Origin of the sequence: Micromonospora sp. NPDC049900, from assembly GCF_044461025.1 — a bacterium.
Taxonomy (GTDB): Bacteria; Actinomycetota; Actinomycetes; order Mycobacteriales; family Micromonosporaceae; genus Micromonospora.
This window is the reverse complement of record NZ_JBITKM010000015.1, coordinates 96,591-112,446: the sequence shown is the minus strand read 5'-3', so window position 1 is coordinate 112,446 and position 15,856 is coordinate 96,591. Positions and strand designations below refer to the sequence as shown.

Annotated in this window: 12 protein-coding genes; 6 read left to right on the top strand and 6 right to left on the bottom strand. The window is 72.8% G+C overall.

The features are described 5' to 3' along the window. Nucleotides 1-57: 57 nt before the first annotated feature. From fxsT to ACIBMZ_RS25610, 4 genes are all read right to left on the bottom strand, one after another. The gene (fxsT, locus tag ACIBMZ_RS25625; RefSeq protein WP_396697981.1) at nucleotides 58-4,110 is read right to left on the bottom strand and encodes an FxSxx-COOH system tetratricopeptide repeat protein; all 4,053 of its coding nucleotides are present in this window, start codon (nucleotides 4,108-4,110) and stop codon (nucleotides 58-60) included. Further along, nucleotides 4,107-5,165: a MoxR family ATPase gene (locus ACIBMZ_RS25620; RefSeq protein WP_396697979.1), complete on the bottom strand. Its 1,059-nt coding sequence runs from the start codon at nucleotides 5,163-5,165 to the stop codon at nucleotides 4,107-4,109. Before ACIBMZ_RS25620 ends, fxsT begins: the two co-directional genes overlap by 4 nt. Further along, nucleotides 5,162-6,661 (bottom strand): hypothetical protein, encoded by a 1,500-nt coding sequence (locus ACIBMZ_RS25615; protein ID WP_396697977.1) that lies wholly within the window; start codon nucleotides 6,659-6,661, stop codon nucleotides 5,162-5,164. The genes ACIBMZ_RS25620 and ACIBMZ_RS25615 overlap by 4 nt, the downstream gene beginning before the upstream one ends. Before the next feature lie 150 nt (nucleotides 6,662-6,811). Continuing rightward, nucleotides 6,812-7,093, bottom strand: a complete 282-nt coding sequence (locus ACIBMZ_RS25610) for a hypothetical protein (RefSeq protein WP_396697975.1) — start codon at nucleotides 7,091-7,093, stop codon at nucleotides 6,812-6,814. 267 nt (nucleotides 7,094-7,360) lie between these two features. On the opposite strand from ACIBMZ_RS25610, the gene ACIBMZ_RS25605 reads away from it, so the two are divergent. The 5 genes from ACIBMZ_RS25605 to ACIBMZ_RS25585 all read left to right on the top strand — a co-directional run bounded on the left by ACIBMZ_RS25605 (nucleotide 7,361) and on the right by ACIBMZ_RS25585 (nucleotide 13,724). Then, a complete protein-coding gene (locus ACIBMZ_RS25605) occupies nucleotides 7,361-8,458 on the top strand; it encodes a hypothetical protein (RefSeq protein WP_396697973.1) in 1,098 nt (365 codons plus the stop codon). A gap of 40 nt (nucleotides 8,459-8,498) precedes the next feature. Next, nucleotides 8,499-9,995: a hypothetical protein gene (locus ACIBMZ_RS25600; RefSeq protein ID WP_396697971.1), complete on the top strand. Its 1,497-nt coding sequence runs from the start codon at nucleotides 8,499-8,501 to the stop codon at nucleotides 9,993-9,995. A gap of 234 nt (nucleotides 9,996-10,229) precedes the next feature. Next, on the top strand, nucleotides 10,230-12,518 hold the full coding sequence (locus tag ACIBMZ_RS25595) for a putative bifunctional diguanylate cyclase/phosphodiesterase (protein ID WP_396697969.1): 2,289 nt from the start codon (nucleotides 10,230-10,232) through the stop codon (nucleotides 12,516-12,518). A gap of 74 nt (nucleotides 12,519-12,592) precedes the next feature. Further along, complete coding sequence (locus ACIBMZ_RS25590; RefSeq protein ID WP_396697967.1) at nucleotides 12,593-13,351, top strand: MerR family transcriptional regulator; 759 nt, start codon at nucleotides 12,593-12,595, stop codon at nucleotides 13,349-13,351. Nucleotides 13,352-13,439: 88 nt separating this feature from the next. After that, entirely contained in the window at nucleotides 13,440-13,724 is a 285-nt protein-coding gene (locus ACIBMZ_RS25585; protein ID WP_396697965.1) for a putative quinol monooxygenase, read from the top strand. Here ACIBMZ_RS25585 and ACIBMZ_RS25580 read toward each other — a convergent pair. After that, the gene (locus ACIBMZ_RS25580; RefSeq protein WP_396697963.1) at nucleotides 13,702-13,929 is read right to left on the bottom strand and encodes a hypothetical protein; all 228 of its coding nucleotides are present in this window, start codon (nucleotides 13,927-13,929) and stop codon (nucleotides 13,702-13,704) included. The genes ACIBMZ_RS25585 and ACIBMZ_RS25580 overlap by 23 nt on opposite strands. A 280-nt stretch (nucleotides 13,930-14,209) precedes the next feature. Here ACIBMZ_RS25580 and ACIBMZ_RS25575 point away from each other — a divergent pair, with 280 nt between their 5' ends. After that, nucleotides 14,210-15,316 carry a hypothetical protein gene (locus tag ACIBMZ_RS25575; RefSeq protein ID WP_396697961.1) on the top strand — a complete coding sequence of 369 codons (1,107 nt, stop codon included), beginning with the start codon at nucleotides 14,210-14,212 and terminating at the stop codon, nucleotides 15,314-15,316. 59 nt (nucleotides 15,317-15,375) lie between these two features. On the opposite strand, the gene ACIBMZ_RS25570 is transcribed toward ACIBMZ_RS25575, so the two are convergent. Next, the gene (locus ACIBMZ_RS25570; RefSeq protein ID WP_396697959.1) at nucleotides 15,376-15,819 is read right to left on the bottom strand and encodes a MarR family winged helix-turn-helix transcriptional regulator; all 444 of its coding nucleotides are present in this window, start codon (nucleotides 15,817-15,819) and stop codon (nucleotides 15,376-15,378) included. Nucleotides 15,820-15,856 lie beyond the last annotated feature (37 nt).

Below are 15,856 nucleotides of genomic sequence, written 5' to 3'. Positions count from 1 at the left end.
CCGAGGTCAGGCACCCCGGCTCTGCGCCGGACGGCGACGGGACTCCCGACGGCGGCGCTACAACGGCATCGGGTCCAGGTCGCAGTCGCCCCGGATGGTCAGGTCGGTGCCGGCCACGGTGGCGGGGTGCTGCTCGCCGAGCACCGTGGCGAACTTCTGGGTGATCTCGGCGTGCAGGCCGGCCGCATCCTCCTCCCGCCCGAGCGAGACGAGATCCTGGGCGAGATTGCCGAGGCAGATCAGCGTGGTGGGATGGTCCGGTCCGAACACCGCGGCGCACCGGGCGGCGGTGCGTTGGTCGAGGTCGTACGCGGCGGCGTGCTCGCCGAGGTGGTAGAGGTCGTTGCCGAGGTTGATCAACGCGGCCAGCGCCAGCGGGTGATCCGGGCCGAGCCGTCGGGTCAGCACCGCCAGCCCCTGCTCGTTGGTGCTGCGGGCCCGCGCCACGTTGCCCCGCAGCCGGTCCACGATCGCGCCGTTGAGCTGCGTCGCCACCGTGTACGGGTGGTCGGAGTCGAAGAGTTCCCGATACCAGGTGACGAGTTCGGCGGTGAGCGTGGCGGCGGCGTCCAGATCACCCGTGGCGCGCAGGTCGACGGCCAGACCGAAGGCGGCCAGCAGGGTGTCCGGGTGGTGCTCGCCGAAGCGGGCCGCGAAGCCGTCGCGTACCTCCTGGGACAGTGCCAGGGCCGCGCGGTGGTCGCCGGCCTTGCGGATCGCGGAGGCCAGTCGCCGTCGCGCGGTCAACGTCTGGGTCTGCGCCGAGCCCCAGACCCGGGGCAGCCGGTCCACGACGTTCTGCATCTCGACCCGGGCGGGGAGGTACTCGCCGAGTTCGCGACGGTCGATGATGAGGTTGAGGTGCGACTCCAGCGTCTGCGCGTGGTCCTCGCCGAAGAGCAGGACCCGGTGGGCGTACGTCTCCCGGTCGACCTCGTACGCGCGCCGGATGTCTCCGGTCAGGCGGAGGCTGACGGCCAGATTGTGCGCCGCGTTGAGCGTGTTCGGGTCGTCCTCGCCGAGCGCCTGGATGTGCCGCCGGTAGAGATCCTCGTCCATCTCCAGGGCGCGTCGGAAGTCCCCGGACGCCCGCAGGTCGGCCGCCACCTGGCCGATGGCGCGCAGCAACTCCTCGGTGTCCTCGTCGGTGCTGCGTTGGTAGAGCTCCAGGATGCGGGCGTTGTGCTGGGCCGCCTCACGGTGCCGACCCAGGCGGTAGAGCATGAAGCCGAGCCAGTGGCCGATGGTGAGCGTCATCGGCGCGTCCTCGCCCAGGCTGCTGCTCCAGGCCCGCCACGCCTGCTCGGCCAGTTCCAGGGACGCCGTGAAATCGCCCCACCAGTAGAGGTAGCGGGCCTCGTTGAAGACCAGTTGCTGCACCCACGGCTGGTGGGAGTGGACCGCGTCGGAGGCCATCACGTGCGGGTACAGCTCGGCGTAGCTGCCCCAGTTGGCCGGCGAGTCGGGGTCGTTGCGGTCACCGGAGGCGAGCAGCAGGTGTGCGCTGTTGCGGACGGTCTCCCGGTCCGGCCCGGCCATCCGGTCGATGAGGACGGCCTGGATCAGCCGGTGCATCTGGATCGAGTTGGTCCGGTGGATGACCCGGGCCAACGCGTACCGGTTGATGTCGCGGATCGCGCGGTTGAGTCGCATCGGGTCGCGCAGCGCGGCGTTCAGCTCCGGGTGGATGTCGTCGTTCTGCGCGCCGCTGAACAGGGTGCGGGGGATGGGCTCCGGAGCGAGGAACGAACAGACCTGCAACAGCCGGAAGGCGGCCGGATTGGAGACGACGAGTCGGTCCAGCGACACGTTCCACGCGGCGGCGACGGGCAGTTGGTAGTCCATCGGTGGTGCCTGTTCGAGCAGCTCGATGCGCTTCTCCTCGAACAGCCGCAGGTACTCCTCGGCCGGCATGCCGGTCTCGGCCCGCCACGCCGCCGCCTGCTCCAACGCGAGCGGCAGGTCACCGAGCGCCTCGGCGAGCCGGTCCGCCTGCTCGGAGGTCAGCTCCGGACCCCGGCGGCGCAGCAGCTCGATGCTCTCCTCCCGGGGGAAGACGTCGACCTCCAGCGTACGGGCGACGTTGGCCCAGCCCGGATTCCGTGAGGTGATGATGATGTCGCCGGACCCGCCGGTGGGCAGGTACGGCACCAGCGCCTCGGGGCTCTCGGCGTTGTCGAAGACGAGCAGCCAGCGAGGGTACGGCCGACCGATCCGCAGGGCCTCCTGGACGGCGACGCGGGCGCTGCCGATGTCCGGCCCGGAGGCGAGGTTCATCCGCGCGGCGAGTTCCACGATGGAGGCGTTGATCTGGGTGGGCCGTTCGGCCGGGATCCACCAGATCAGGTCGTACTCGCCCTGGTGCTGGTAGACGTACTCGACGGCCAGATGGGACTTGCCGACGCCGCCCATCCCGTGCAGGGCGTGCGGCAGGACCGCCGTGGTGCCGCCGCGTACCTGCCGGTGGAGCTGGGCGAGCGGTTCCTTGCGGCCGGTGAAGTTCGGGTTCCGCGGCGGGATGTTGCCCCAGACGGCCGGGGTGCGGGTCGGGGCGGTGGCGCCTGCGGGAGTGCTGGACGTCAAGCCGGCTCCTTCGGTACCTACGCTACGGTCTGCGTCGGCATCAGCGCCGACAGCTATCATCGCATCCCGATCGGCAGGTACGGGAGTCCTGACGACCGGGTCGGCACCGCCGTCCGGGTCGACCGCGGCCAGCGCCTCGCCGAGTCGTCGCGCCCGGGGGAGATACCGCCCGGACAGCGCCCGCAGCACGTCCTGCTCGATCCGGACCAGCGCGGTGTCGGCCGGGGTCACGGTCGGAATCTCGACACTCGTCGGGTCGTCCAGCACCCGTCCCCAGTGCGCGATCGCGGGGCGGAACCGCCCGAGCCGGGCCGACAGGAGCTGCCAGACCCGTACGGTGTCGGCGCGGCGGCCGGCTGCCAGCAACTCGGCCCGTACGCCGGGAAGGAACTCGAAGGTGCGGTCGTCGCCGGTGCCGACGGTCCGCACCAGCGCACTGGTCAGCACCTCGGCCAGGTGCAGGGTGGTGGACCGGGGCAGCAGCGTCCGCTGCACCACCCGGACGGCCGACCGGTCCAGCGGTGCTGCGGCCAGGTGGGTGGCCAGCCGCAGCGCCTCCGGCGAGGCCCACGAGATGAACTCACGTACCCGCCGGGCGGCGCCGGGCCCACCGGTGGGTGCGACGGCACGGTGCGGGCCCGCCCGGTCGGTGGCGAGCAGGGCGGGCATGTCGATCCATCGTGGCGCGCGGCAGGCGAGCAACTCGACCCACGCCCCGAGCCAGCGCGGTCGCAACTCCACCACCGGCACCGGCACCCGGTCGCCGGCCGGTGCAGGCTCCTGCGCGAGCAGCGCCTGGAGAGTGTTGTGGTGCCGCCACTCCCACCGCGAGTTGGCCGCCGCCGGCGCGGCGGCCCGCAGCCGCAGGCGCAGCGGCTGCACGCCGGTGCGGTGCCACATCTGCTGGGGCAGCAGGTGCACCAGCGCCACCGGCTGTCGGCCCGCCCACTCGTGCAGGTGCGGCAGGACCGCGCCGGAGTGCCAGGCCGGACCGGCCCCGTCGCTGAGTACCAGGACCAGACGGCGGCGACCGACCGGCGGCAACGCCGTGGACGGGCCGGTGACCGGTCCGCCGCGCCGTCCGCGCAGCACCACCCCGGCCGGGTCCGTGACGTCGGTGACCAACCGGCAGACCCGTACGTCGTGGAAGGCGACGTGTCGGCGCAGCAGTTTGACGAAACTGCGGATCCGGCCGGACCAGACGGCCATCGACAGGTGGTCGTCGACGACCACCACCGCGTCCCAGCCGGCGCGCGGCGTCCGGCGCAGGACCGGCCAGGCCACTCCCGCCGCGAGATGCTCGGCGGTGGCCTCCTCGTCGAACTCGTACCGCTCGCGCCCCGGAACCAACTGCCGGAACGGGTGCAGGACCTCCGACAGCGGTGGGCCGCCGTCCGGGCGGGACGGGTCGGTGGTCAGCGCGGTGCCGGGTGGCCCGGCGAGCCCGGCGCCGGGCCCGAGCCGGGCGGCCAGCCAGATCGAGTCGGCCAGTTCGACGCGGGTGAGCCCACCGCCGGGACCGGTCACTCGGTGCCGTCCGGCGGCAGCCGGCGCCACAGTGCCTCGATCAGCCGCCGCCACTCACCCCGGTCCCGTGGGGCGAACGCGCCGGAGGTACGCAGGTGTACGGCGTCGAGCAGTTGGTCCACCGCCGGTGGATCCCACTCGCCACGCCGGGAGAGGTATTCCTGGATCAGCTCGGCGGACCCCTCCGCGCCGTCCGGGAAGTGCGCGGCGACCATCGAGGCGAGCCCGGCCTCGCCCGCCTCGGGCAGGCGCAGGCGCAGGCAGTGCCGCAGGAACGCGGCCGGGAAGTCGCGGTCCTCGCTGCACGTCATCACCACCAGCGGGAACTCGTGGCAGGTCACCCGGCCGCCGCGTACGGTGGCGGTCCGCCCCGGGTCGGCGGTGTGCACCACCGCCTCCGGCGCCCGGCCGGCGACCCGGACCAGCTCCGGGATCTCGAACCCGCCGTCCTCGAAGACGCTGCGCAACTGCTGCGGCAGGTCGATGTCGCTCTGGTCCAGCTCGTCGATCAACAGCACCCGGGGCAGCCGGTACGGCAGCAGGGCGGTGCCGAGCGGCCCGAGGCGTACGTAGTCGCCGACCTGCGGCGGTGGCGCGTCGCCGCCCTGCGCCGCCGCCTGGCCGGTGGCCTGGACCAGCCCGACGGCGTCGTAGTCGTACAACCCGTGGCGCAGGCCCACCTGGGTGGTGACCGGCCAGCGCAGCACCCGGCCGAGCCGCAGCTCCCGGGCGATCCGGTAGGCCAGGCTGGACCGACCGGTCCCCGGGCGTCCGGTCACCAGCAGCGGTCGCCGCAGGTGCAGGGCGGCGTTGACCACGTCGACCTCGTACTCGTCGACCAGGTGGGAGACGATCGGCTCGCCCAACCGGCGGACCAGCTCCGGGTCCTCCTGGGGCGGTGCCGGCTCGTCCGGACCGCCGTCGAAGGCCCGCCAGCGCGGCGGTGCCGGCCACCGCAGGTCACGCTCGGCGTCCTCGACGGCGCGTCCGGTGCCGGTGTAGATGCGCCAGCCGGTCGACCCGGTGGTCTCCGGCGAGCTGGTCGGGTCCGTCATCCGGTCACCTCCGGGGTGCCGTGGGGCGTGTCCAGTTCCGGCGTGCGGTACGGGTCGTCCCAGAGGACGACGAGGTGTCGGCCGTGGTGGCGGTCCTGCTCGGCGGCCGGGGCCTGCAACGCCGACAGCCGGGACCGTTTGGCCGACTCCGGCAGGCGCACCACACCGGCGCGCGCGGTCATCGACCGGATCTCGTCCCAGAAGTCGGTGTCGGTCGGCGCGGTGCGGTGCCAGACCACCACGGGCAGACCGGCCCGCAGCGCGGTCATGATCTCTTTGACGGTCGCCTCGGCGTCGGTCGTGGGTGGTGCGCTGAGCACCACCGTGGCCAGACTCGGGTCGGAGTTCAGCTCGGCCTCCATCCGGGTCAGGTAGCCGGGGCCGTCCGGCACGCTGCGATAGAGCCCGCTGTTCCACGGCTCGGCCTGGAGCCGGTCCCAACGCAGTCGCCAGGCGCGACGCCAGGAGGTGGTCCGCAACCGGTCCAGGCTGCGCACCACGACCGGGTAGTCCATGGCCAGCACCTTCTGGTCGAGGTACTGGCTGGCCCGCTCCTTGCGCCACCAGGGCACGTCCTCGTTGAGCAGCTCGATCGGGAGCACCAGCTCCACCGCCACCTCGGCCGGGCGGTCCGCCCACTCGACCTCCATCTCGTGGACGATCCGTTCCACGGTGGACTCCAGGTCGTCGTAGGCGACCTCGGGGATGCGCCCGCGCAGCTTCGAGTTCCACTCGCCGCCGCCGTGCCACTGCCGGTAGTGCGACACCGTGTACCGCTCGCTGCCCGGCTCCAGGTCGTTCTCGATCTGGATGACCAGGTACGCATACCGGGTCGTCGCCTCGCCCCCGGCGTTGACCAGGGCCCGACGCCGGTCCAGCTCCTCGGTGAGGTCGAGTGCCGTGGCCTCCCGCTGGTTGCGCCGACGGATCAGCGTGGCCGTCCCGGTGTCCACCTCCTTCTCCAGCAGGGCGAGGAACAGCATCCCCGGCGGCAGTCCGCGGGGCGGGGCGTTCTGGCCGGTGAGGTAGACGAAGACGTCCCACGCGTTGGCGCACCACGTCGGCAGGCTGGCGAGCTTGTGTTCACTGGCCCGCTGCAACAGTCGCGTCAGCGGGGCCAACCGGACGGCCAGCAGGGCGGTCCGCAACTCGGCCCAGTCGCTGTCGGCGAGCACGCCGATCGCGTCCGCCTCGTAGCGCAGCCGTTCCAGGGTGGGCAGTTCGTCGGCGGCGGGATCGAACAGACGCACCAGCTCGACCAGCGTCTCCATCTCGGGCGGCTCGCCGAGACAGGCGCCCGCGATCTCCAGGCTCTGCCCGCGAGGGTTGGCCACGTCGTCGAGCCGGTCGCCGTGGTGCAGTTCCCGGCGCAGACGCTGCACCAATTGCCGGCGACTATCCGCATGCCCCACCAGCGGCATCGCGGCGAGCATGTCGACCAGCTCCCTCTCGATGCGGCGGCGCTGATTATCGCCCGGCAGTGGAAGATGGGTCATGGACCATCCGGTCTGTCGAACGTTTCCGACTGTTCGGTAAAGGTCAGGTTACCGGCCGACGCAAGGGCCGAGTGACCCTTTGTTTTCCGGACGGAGCCGGTATCGCAGGCGATAGGTCACCGATGTCCGAAGTAGACGATCCCGCGGCGGCTACTCCGCTGTCTCCTTTCCGACATCGGCGGCCGGGCGGGGTTCCGGAACGCCCGCCGGGATCGGTGTCGTCGGGGCGGTGGCCTGCGCGATGTCGATCAGCGTACGGGTCAGCAGCGTGGCCAACGCCAGCAGGATGCACCCGCAGACGAGCACCCGCAGCGTCGGTACGTCCGGCAGTGCGCCGGCCAGTACCAGGACCGCGAGAGCCGTGCCGAGCACGCTCGTGGTCGCCACGAAACCGGCATAGAGGCCGACCCGTCGTTTGGTCCAGAACCGCACGCCGTGCACCGGGTCCTCACTGCGCGGCCGTCGCGGTTGCGTCTGAATTCGCTCCAGGAATCGGGACTCCCAGAGTAAGGCGAGCATCAATACCGGAAGTACCTGCGCGGAAGTTGCGTACAGATCGGAGAACACGACGTGGGGCTCCTCGGATCGCGACGCCTCGATACCGCTGACAGTGTCGCAAACGCCACGTAGCGCGACGGTCCCGTCCGGTCCTGGCGGGTCGGCCGGGCCAGTGCGTCGGCGCGGCTATCGTGGCCTGTCGTGACGAGCAGCGAGCAGCGACTGGCCGCGATCCGCGGCGGCATCCCCCCGCGTCGGCACAACGCCCGGACGATCGCCGCGCTGACCGGCAACCCGGGCTGCACCCGGCGTGCCGTGCTGGACGGGGCCGGGGTGGACAAGCCCCTGCTGGCCGAGCGGATCGGTTTCCCCGCCCGGTTCGGGCAGTCCCGGTTCGCCATCACCCGGGGGAACGCGTTCGAGGCGCAGGTGAAGGCCGACGACGGCGCCGAGTTGCTGCGGCTGGTCGCCGAGCGGTTGGGCGTACCGGTGCCGACCTCGGCGCGGTGGACGGCGCTCGGTGACGGCGACGACATGGCGGCCCGCCAGCGGCGCTCGGCCGCGCTCCTGACCACCGTGCCGGACGGCCCCGACGACTCGGCCGCGTTCTTCGACCACCCGATGCTCGCCCTGGATGTCGCCGGTCAGCGGGTCCACCTGGAGCCGGACCTGGTGGCCGCCCGACTCGGTGGCCGGTTCCACGTGGTCGAGGTCAAGTCCTTCCCGGTGATCGACGGCCAGGCCGACCCGGCGAAGCTGGCCGCCGCCGCGATCCAGTCCGCGGTGTACGTGCTGGCGCTGCGGGACCTGCTCGTCGCCGCCGGTCGGCCGCCGGAGTCGGTGTCGCACGAGGTGGTGCTGGTCTGCCCGCGCGACTTCACCAACCAACCCGTGGCGCACCTGCTCGACGTGCGCAAGCAACTGCTCGTGGTACGCCGCCAACTCGACCGGATGGACCGGCTGGACGCGCTGCTCGACGACGTACCGGCCGACTTCACCGCCGACCCGGGCGCCGACCCGTCGGCGCTGCTCGCCTCGCTGGGTCAGGTGCCGGCCCGCTACGCCCCCGACTGCCTGGCGAGCTGCGAGCTGGCGTACTTCTGTCGGCACGAGGCGGACGGGCACACCGGTGCGCTGGGTCGTCCGGTGCGGGAGGCGCTCGGCGGCATCGAGGACGTCGACCGGGTCCTGGCGCTCGCCGCCGGCGAACCCGCCGCCGATCCGGAGCAGGAACAGGCCGCCGCGCTGCTGCGAACCGCCGCCCGACTGCGCGCCGACGCCCTGGCCGGGTCGGCGTGAGCCCGGCGCGCGGCCGGGCCGCGTCCGCCGGAGCACCGGCATGAGTACGCTGCGCGCGCTCGCGGCGGCGCAGGCGGTGGCCGCCGGGGTGGCCCAGCCGGTCGCCACCGTCCGGCACGTGCACCTGTCGGCCCGGCCGTTGGTGCTGGTGCCGCTGACCATGGCGGGCGAGGCGAACGCCCCGCTGGCGGCGATGGTCGGCACCGCACCGGGGCGGGGCCACCTGCTCGTCGTGCCGCAGCCCCGTAACCGCGACCAGCGGTTCGGGTTCGCCGCCGCGCTGGCCGACATCCTGCTGCCCTACATCGACACGCACCGCCTCGGCTCCGAGACGGTCGCGGTGGACCGGGGCAAGGACGTCCGACAGCGGTACCTCGACGCCCCGCAACTGGTCGTGCCGAATCCGGCGGGCGTCACGTTCCTGCGGCTGCTCGGTCGCGCCACCCGGTTCCGCCGCATCGACGGCGATCACCCGGTGCACCCGTCGGTGCCGCTGCTCGGCCGATGGCTGACCTTCCTCGCCGAACGCGCGGAGCATCCGGGCTCGTCGACGCTGCTCGCGTTGAGTTCGGCGCTGAGCCTGCACTGGGCGACCGGGCAGAGCGCGGTGGAGGACCTGCATCTGCCGGCGCTGCTCGGCTGGATCGACCCGCCGTCCGGCCTGACCGGTGCCGAGGCGGCGGCCCGGGCCGAGGACCCCGCCGTGTGCCCGCCCGCCGGACCGGCCACCGACCCCGACTTCGACAACCGGCTGCTGGCCCCGGCCATCGAGGCGTACGCCGAGGCCGACACGGACGCCCCGGCTCGCGCCGACGCGTACGCGGAGCTGGAGAGGCTGCTTCGCGACCAGCTCACGCCCACCTGGGACCTGATGTGGCGCGGCCTGGGGCTGCTGCGTGCGCTGCCGCCCGGCGCCCGGGTGGCGGGCCGGTGGACAGGCGACCGGGACGCCTTCACCGCGCACGCCGCGCACGTCGACGAGGGTGGCGCGCCGCAGCCCAGCCGCGACGGCGCGGTGGCCGCCGCCACCCGGCTGCACCGGCTGGAACGGGCCGCCGCGAGCTACGCCGTGCAGCGCGCCTACGACGACCCGCTGGTGATGGCGGAGTACCGGCTGACCGGTGAGGCGTTCGTCGGCGAGGTGGTGCTGGCCGACGCGACGCGGGTGGACGACACCGGACGCCGGCCGGTGCTGCGCCCGCGCCTCCAACTGGTGACCACCGAACCGGTGCTGGTGCCGGTCGGCGCGAACCTGTACAACCCGGCCCGGCCGGGACAGAAGGCCCGGGTCGTCCACGTGACCCCGACCGCCGACGGAAAGACCGAGGTGGTGCTGGAACTCTCCGGCGGGATGGGCCGAGGGCTGACCGCCAGCCCCGGCAGCGTGCCCGAGGTGGGGCAGCGGCTCTGCTACACCACGCTCAGCGAGGCCTACGTGCCCAGCGGCACGTTTCCGACCGTCGAGGAGACCCCGTGGACCCACGGCGGTCCGCCCACCTACGACCCGCCGGTCGCCCCGGACGCCGCCGAGATGTAAGGAAGGGACCCTTTCTATACACGAGGCGTTAGAAAGGGTCCCTTCCTTTCACGCCACCCCGGCGTGCGTGAAGATGTTCGTGGATGTACGGATGGGCCGTCAGGTTGCCGACTGGCGTCCGCGCGGCTCTGGCGGGGCGCTCGTCCGCGTGGCTACGCTTTCGGGGTTTGCCGGGACCGGTCCTCGCCGTCGAGGGTGCACGTGCACGTACGAGAGAGAGCCGGAGCGAACGCTGTGTCGCGAGAGGACGTCGGGCGGGCTGCCGCGCGGTGGCCCGGGCGGGACCGGGTCGGCTGGGCGGGGCTGATCGCCGCCGGTCTGGTGGTGCTCGTCGAGGCGGTCTGGCTGCTGCTGAAGCTGCCCGCCGGTGCACTGGTCAGCGACCTCGGCGCACTGACCACGGCGGGTCTGGCCGGGGCGGCCTGCCTGGGTGCCGCCCGCCGACAGCCGGCGGTACGACGGTTCTGGCTGCTGCTGGCGGCGACCATGGCACTGGCGATGGCCGGACGGGCACTGTGGACGGCCTTGCGGCTGGTCGGCGAGGACCTGCCGCACATGTTGCCGGTCGGGCTGCTCTTCGTCGCGGGTCTGGTCACCGGGACCGCGGCCCTGCTGTGCTCGGTGACCGCCCCGCAGACCACGGTGGGTCGGGTCCGGACGCTGCTCGACGGCGTGATCGTCGGGCTGGCGCTGATCCCGGTCGGCTGGATGCTGATCTTCCGCAACGTCGCGATGGCGGATCTCGACGAGCCGCTGCGCACCGCCGGGCTGCTCTATCCGATGTTCGACCTGATGCAGTTGACCATCCTGGTCGCGGTGATCGGCCCGAGCCGACCGGTGTGGTCGGTGCTGACGGTGCTCGGCGCGAGCCTGACCGTCCGCGCGGTCGGCGACGCCGCGTACGTGTCACTGGTGGCTGCCGGCACCTACCAGCCGGGCCGACTGGTCGACGTGCTCTGGCCGGTGAGCTACCTGCTGATCGCGGTGGCCACCCGGCTCGGGCCACCCCGCTACCGGGCCGATCCCGACGAGGCGGTCGAGTCGCCCCTGCCGCCCTGGTGGCGGGTGGCGCTGCCGTACCTGCCGGTGGGCGGGGCGATCGTGGCGGTGGTGTGGGCCAGCCGACCCGACGGCTACATCCCGCAACCGATCTTCGTCGCGCTGCTGGCGCTGCTGGCCACGCTCGCCCTGCGGCAGGGGCTGGCCGCCAACGAGAACCTGCGGCTGGTCGGTCGGCTGCGGCAGCTCGCCTACAAGGACCAGCTCACCGGGCTGCCCAACCGGTTGGCGTTCACCCGTCGGCTGCGCGCGGCGCTGCTCGGCACGAACCGGGTCGCCGTACTCCTGCTGGATTTGGACGGGTTCAAGCAGGTCAACGACAGGTTCGGGCACACCACCGGTGACACGTTGCTGACCGGGCTGTCCCGACGGATGCGGCGGGCGGTCGGCGACGACGGGATGATCGCCCGGATCGGCGGTGACGAGTTCGCCGTCCTGGTCACCGGCAGTCCGCCCGCCGAGCCGGAACGCCTCGCGGAACGGTTGCTGGCCGCGCTGCAACCGTCGCCCGGCGAGGAACTGGTCGGCGTGCACCCGTCGGCCAGCATCGGCATCGCCGAGTACGGGCCACAGCACATCTCCTACACCGACCTGCTGCGCGACGCCGACATCGCGATGTACGCGGCGAAGGCGGCGGGCAAGTCGGCATACCGGCGGAGCACACCGGCGCTACGGGAGTCGGCGGTGAGCCGGGCCGAGTTGATCGCCGACCTGCGGCGGGCCGTCGACGAGGAGCAACTGCACCTGGAGTTCCAGCCGATCGTCGACCTGGCCACCGGGGCGGTCCGCAGTGCCGAGGCGCTGGTGCGCTGGCGGCATCCCCGACTGGGGGTGCTCAGTCCGGCCCGGTTCCTGCCGTTGGCCGAGGAGACCGGGCTGATCCTGCCGATCGACCGGTGGGTGATCAAGGAGGCGTGCCGGGCGGCGGCCACCTGGCAGGACCGGGGCCCCAGCGCGACGGTGGCGGTGAACATCGCCGCCGCGCACCTGCGCCGCCCGGATCTGATCGCCACGGTCACCGAGGCCACCGCCGGGGCGGGTCTGGCACCCCGGGCGCTGACCCTGGAGCTGACCGAGTCGGCGCTGATCGAGGGCAGCGACGCGGTGCTCGACCGGCTCGGGCAACTGCGCGAACTCGGCATCCGGATCGCCATCGACGACTTCGGCACCGGATATTCCTCGCTGAGCTACCTGCACCGCATCCCGGCCACCGAACTCAAGATCGACCGCTCGTTCGTCTCCCGGATCTCCGACGACGCGCGGGCGTACGCGACCGTGGAGATGGTCACCCGATTGGCCGACGCGTTCGATCTGGGCGTGGTGGCCGAGGGGGTGGAGACCGAGCGGCAGCACGACGCGGTGGCCGCCATCGGCTGTGTTCAGGGGCAGGGCTACCGCTACGGCCGTCCGGCGGCGCTGGCCGAGTTGCGGACCGTTCTGGCCGGGCCGGTCCGCCCCGCCTGAGCGGTGTCGCAGAATCGCACTTGACCCTCACGTAACGGCAGGCGGGAGCGTGGTTCCCAGGAAGGGAGGGAACCATGGCGTACCGCGTGGGCGAGGTGGCCCGGCTGGCCGGAGTGACGGTCCGGACGCTGCACCACTACGACGAGATCGGGTTGCTGTCGCCGAGCGGGCGCAGCGGCGCGGGCTACCGCAGCTACTCCGAGGCCGACCTGGAGCGGTTGCAGGTGGTCCGCTACTACCGCGAGCTGGGGTTCCCGCTGGAAGAGATCGCCGCGATCCTCGACGACCCGGCGAGCGACCCGGAGGCGCACCTGCGTCGGCAGCACGAGCTGCTGACCGTACGCATCAAGCGCCTGCAGGAGATGGTCGCGGCGATCGAGTTCGCGATGGAGGCGAGCAAGTTGGACATCAGACTGACCCCGCAGGAGCGGTTCGAGGTGTTCGGGGACTTCGACCCGGAGGCGCACGCCGAGGAGGCGGAACAGCGTTGGGGCGGCACCGAGGCGTACCGGGAGTCGAACCGGCGCGTGTCGCGCTACACCAAGGAGGACTGGCTGCGGATCAAGGCCGAGAGCGAGGACTGGGGGCGGCGGATCGTCACGCTGATGGAGTCCGGTGCACCGGCGGACGGCCCGGCCGCGCGGGAGTTGGCCGAGGAGCACCGCCGGCAGATCAGCCAGTCGTTCTACGAGTGCTCGTACGAGATCCACACCGGGCTGGCCGACATGTACCTGGCCGACGAGCGGTTCACGGCCCACTACGAGGCGATCGCACCGGGACTGACCGCGTACCTGGCCGAGGCGATCCACGCGAACGCGATCACCCGGGCCTGAGGCGGGGGTGGGGTTTGCCGGGCGGAATCCGGCGGGCCGGGGGAGGATGACTGACATCGTTCGACCCTCATGATCTCCGGAGGCACCGTTGTTGATCGTCGCCGGCACGCTCTACGTCGATCCGGCCGAGCGGGACGACTACCTGGCCACCTGTGCGGAGATAGTCCGGGCGGCCCGCTCGGCGCCCGGCTGCGTCGACTTCTCGATCAGCCCGGACGTGGTCGAGCCGGGACGGATCAACGTCTACGAGCGCTGGGAGTCCGACGACCAGTTGTTGGACTTCCGTGGCGCCGGCCCGGAGCCGGACCAGCAGGTCGCCATCGTCGGTGCCGAGGTGCACAAGTTCCGGATCAACTCCGTCGAGTCCCCCTGAGCGGGGCAGCGGACGGGCGGCGGGCGGCGGCGCGGAAGGCCGCCACCGCCGCCTGCTCTCCCGCCAGTTCGTCGCGCCGGGCCGGGGCGCGGGCCGCGCGCAGCGGCGCGGCGAGTCGGCCGGCCCGGCGCAGGGCGACCGGATCGCCGTCGAGCAGCCGGTCGACCACGTGTCTGTCCCTGCGGCGCGGTGGTGCGGGGCTCATCTCGCGTTCCCTGGCGTAGGACCGGACCCCGGGGTCGCCGGGTCCGGGGCGGACGGGCGTCCACTCGATTGATTGGCGTCACCGTCGCCGGTGGCGTCACAGCGACCCGCACGACGCCGTACGGCCACGTCGCGAAACCGCCATCTTGTCCTTATTAGTCCACCGATCGGGTAATTCACCCGCTCTTGGCCGTGTCCATGGTGGTTCCCGAGGTCGTTAACACTGTGACACCCCACTTAGGTGGCCTGCGGTTGGTGGCCTGCGCGGCGAAGGAGTCGGCGTGGCAAGGACTGATTCGACGGGTTCGACATGGCGGTACCGGTGGGCGCGCCGGCAGAACGAGCGCCGGCTGCGGACGTTCCGCAGCGCCGAGGGGGAGTGGCGGCGGCGCGGCGACGATCTGCGTCGTCTGCGGGCGCTCGCGGAGCAGTGTCACGGATCCACCGGGGCGGGTCACGGCCTCCCGCTCGAACTGGACGCCGACGAGGTGGTGCTGCGGGTGGTACCCGCCGCCCAACTGGTGGAGGTGCGGCACAACGCCGTCCTGCCCGCGCCCGACCTGACCGTGGCCCCGCAGGTCGGCCGGTTGCGCCAACGGCTTCCCGAAGGAGTGCGCGCCACCGACGCCGGCATGGCGGTGATCACCAGCCGTCGGCTCGTGCTGCTCGGCGGGCGGGGCCGCCGGGACTGGGCGTACGCGCGGATGACCGGGCTGGCCCACGACCCGCACGCACCGGTCACCCTGATCCAGGTGCTGGACCGCCGACGCGGCTCCGGGGTGCTGCTACCCCCCGACGCGGCACCCGACTTCCGCTTCGTGCTCAGCCTGGCGTTCGCCGACGCGATCGAGCAGCGGGCCACGGTGATCGCGCAACTCGACGAGCTGATCGCCGAGCACGCCCGGCTGCGCCCGTCCCGGCCGGGCATCGCCACTCCCGGTCAGGCCCGGCTGTCGGCGCTGATTCCCGGTGGTCGACGTACCGCCGTGGTCGCCGCCGCGCTGGTCGTGATGGTGCCGGTGGCGTTGGCGAACTCCGGCCCGGACCCGGACGGCACGGACACGGCGGTCGCTGCCACTCCGGCACCGGTCGCCGCCACCGGCGTGTCCAAAGCACCCCGTCCCGGCTCGGCCAAGCCGGGACGGGACGCCCCCACCCCGGAGCGGCGCTGCGGCGCCCCGGTCAACCCGATGGGGTACGACTTCTGCGGCGGCGAGCGGATCAGCGAGCCGGCCCGTGACGTCTGCGAGCACTTCGACTGCGTACCCGGGTTCTGGAAGGGCCGGGGCTACCTGGTGCAGTGCGCGGACGGCAAGGTCAGCCTGGCCGGTGGCAGCCCGCGCGCGTGCGGCACGCACGGCGGTGTCCGCCGTACCGTCTGGGGCTGAGACCTCCGGCGGGTCGTGGGCGCGGGTCCGCCCACGACCCGCCGGTCTCGTCGGTCGGCTCAGCGCTGCGCGGCGGCGAGGTCGGCCAGGCGGGACAGAGCCGGTGCGGCGGCGAGCAGCAGTTCCCGGTCGGCGGCGTCCAGCCCGGCCAGCGCGGCGGCGAGCAGGTCCCGCCGGTGTTGCCCGGCGGCCGCGATCCGCTCCCACACCACGTCGGTCAACGTCAGCCGGACCGTCCGCCGGTCGTCCGGATCCCGTTCGCGGTGCAACAGGCCGGCCGTGGTCAACTCGCCGACCAGGGTGCTCACCGTGTTCGGGGCGATGCCGAGCCGCTGTGCGGCCTCCCGGACGCTGATCCCCGGTTGCCGCTGCACCAGTCGCAGCACCTCGACCTGCGTGTCCGGTAGGGCGGCCCGGCCGGTCCGCTGGGTGACCGTCCGGCGCAGTACCCGGTGCAGGTCGCCCAGGGCGTCACTGAGCTGTCCGAGCGTCTCTTCCGTCACAGAACGGCCCTCTCCACGGGAATGGCTCTGTAAACAG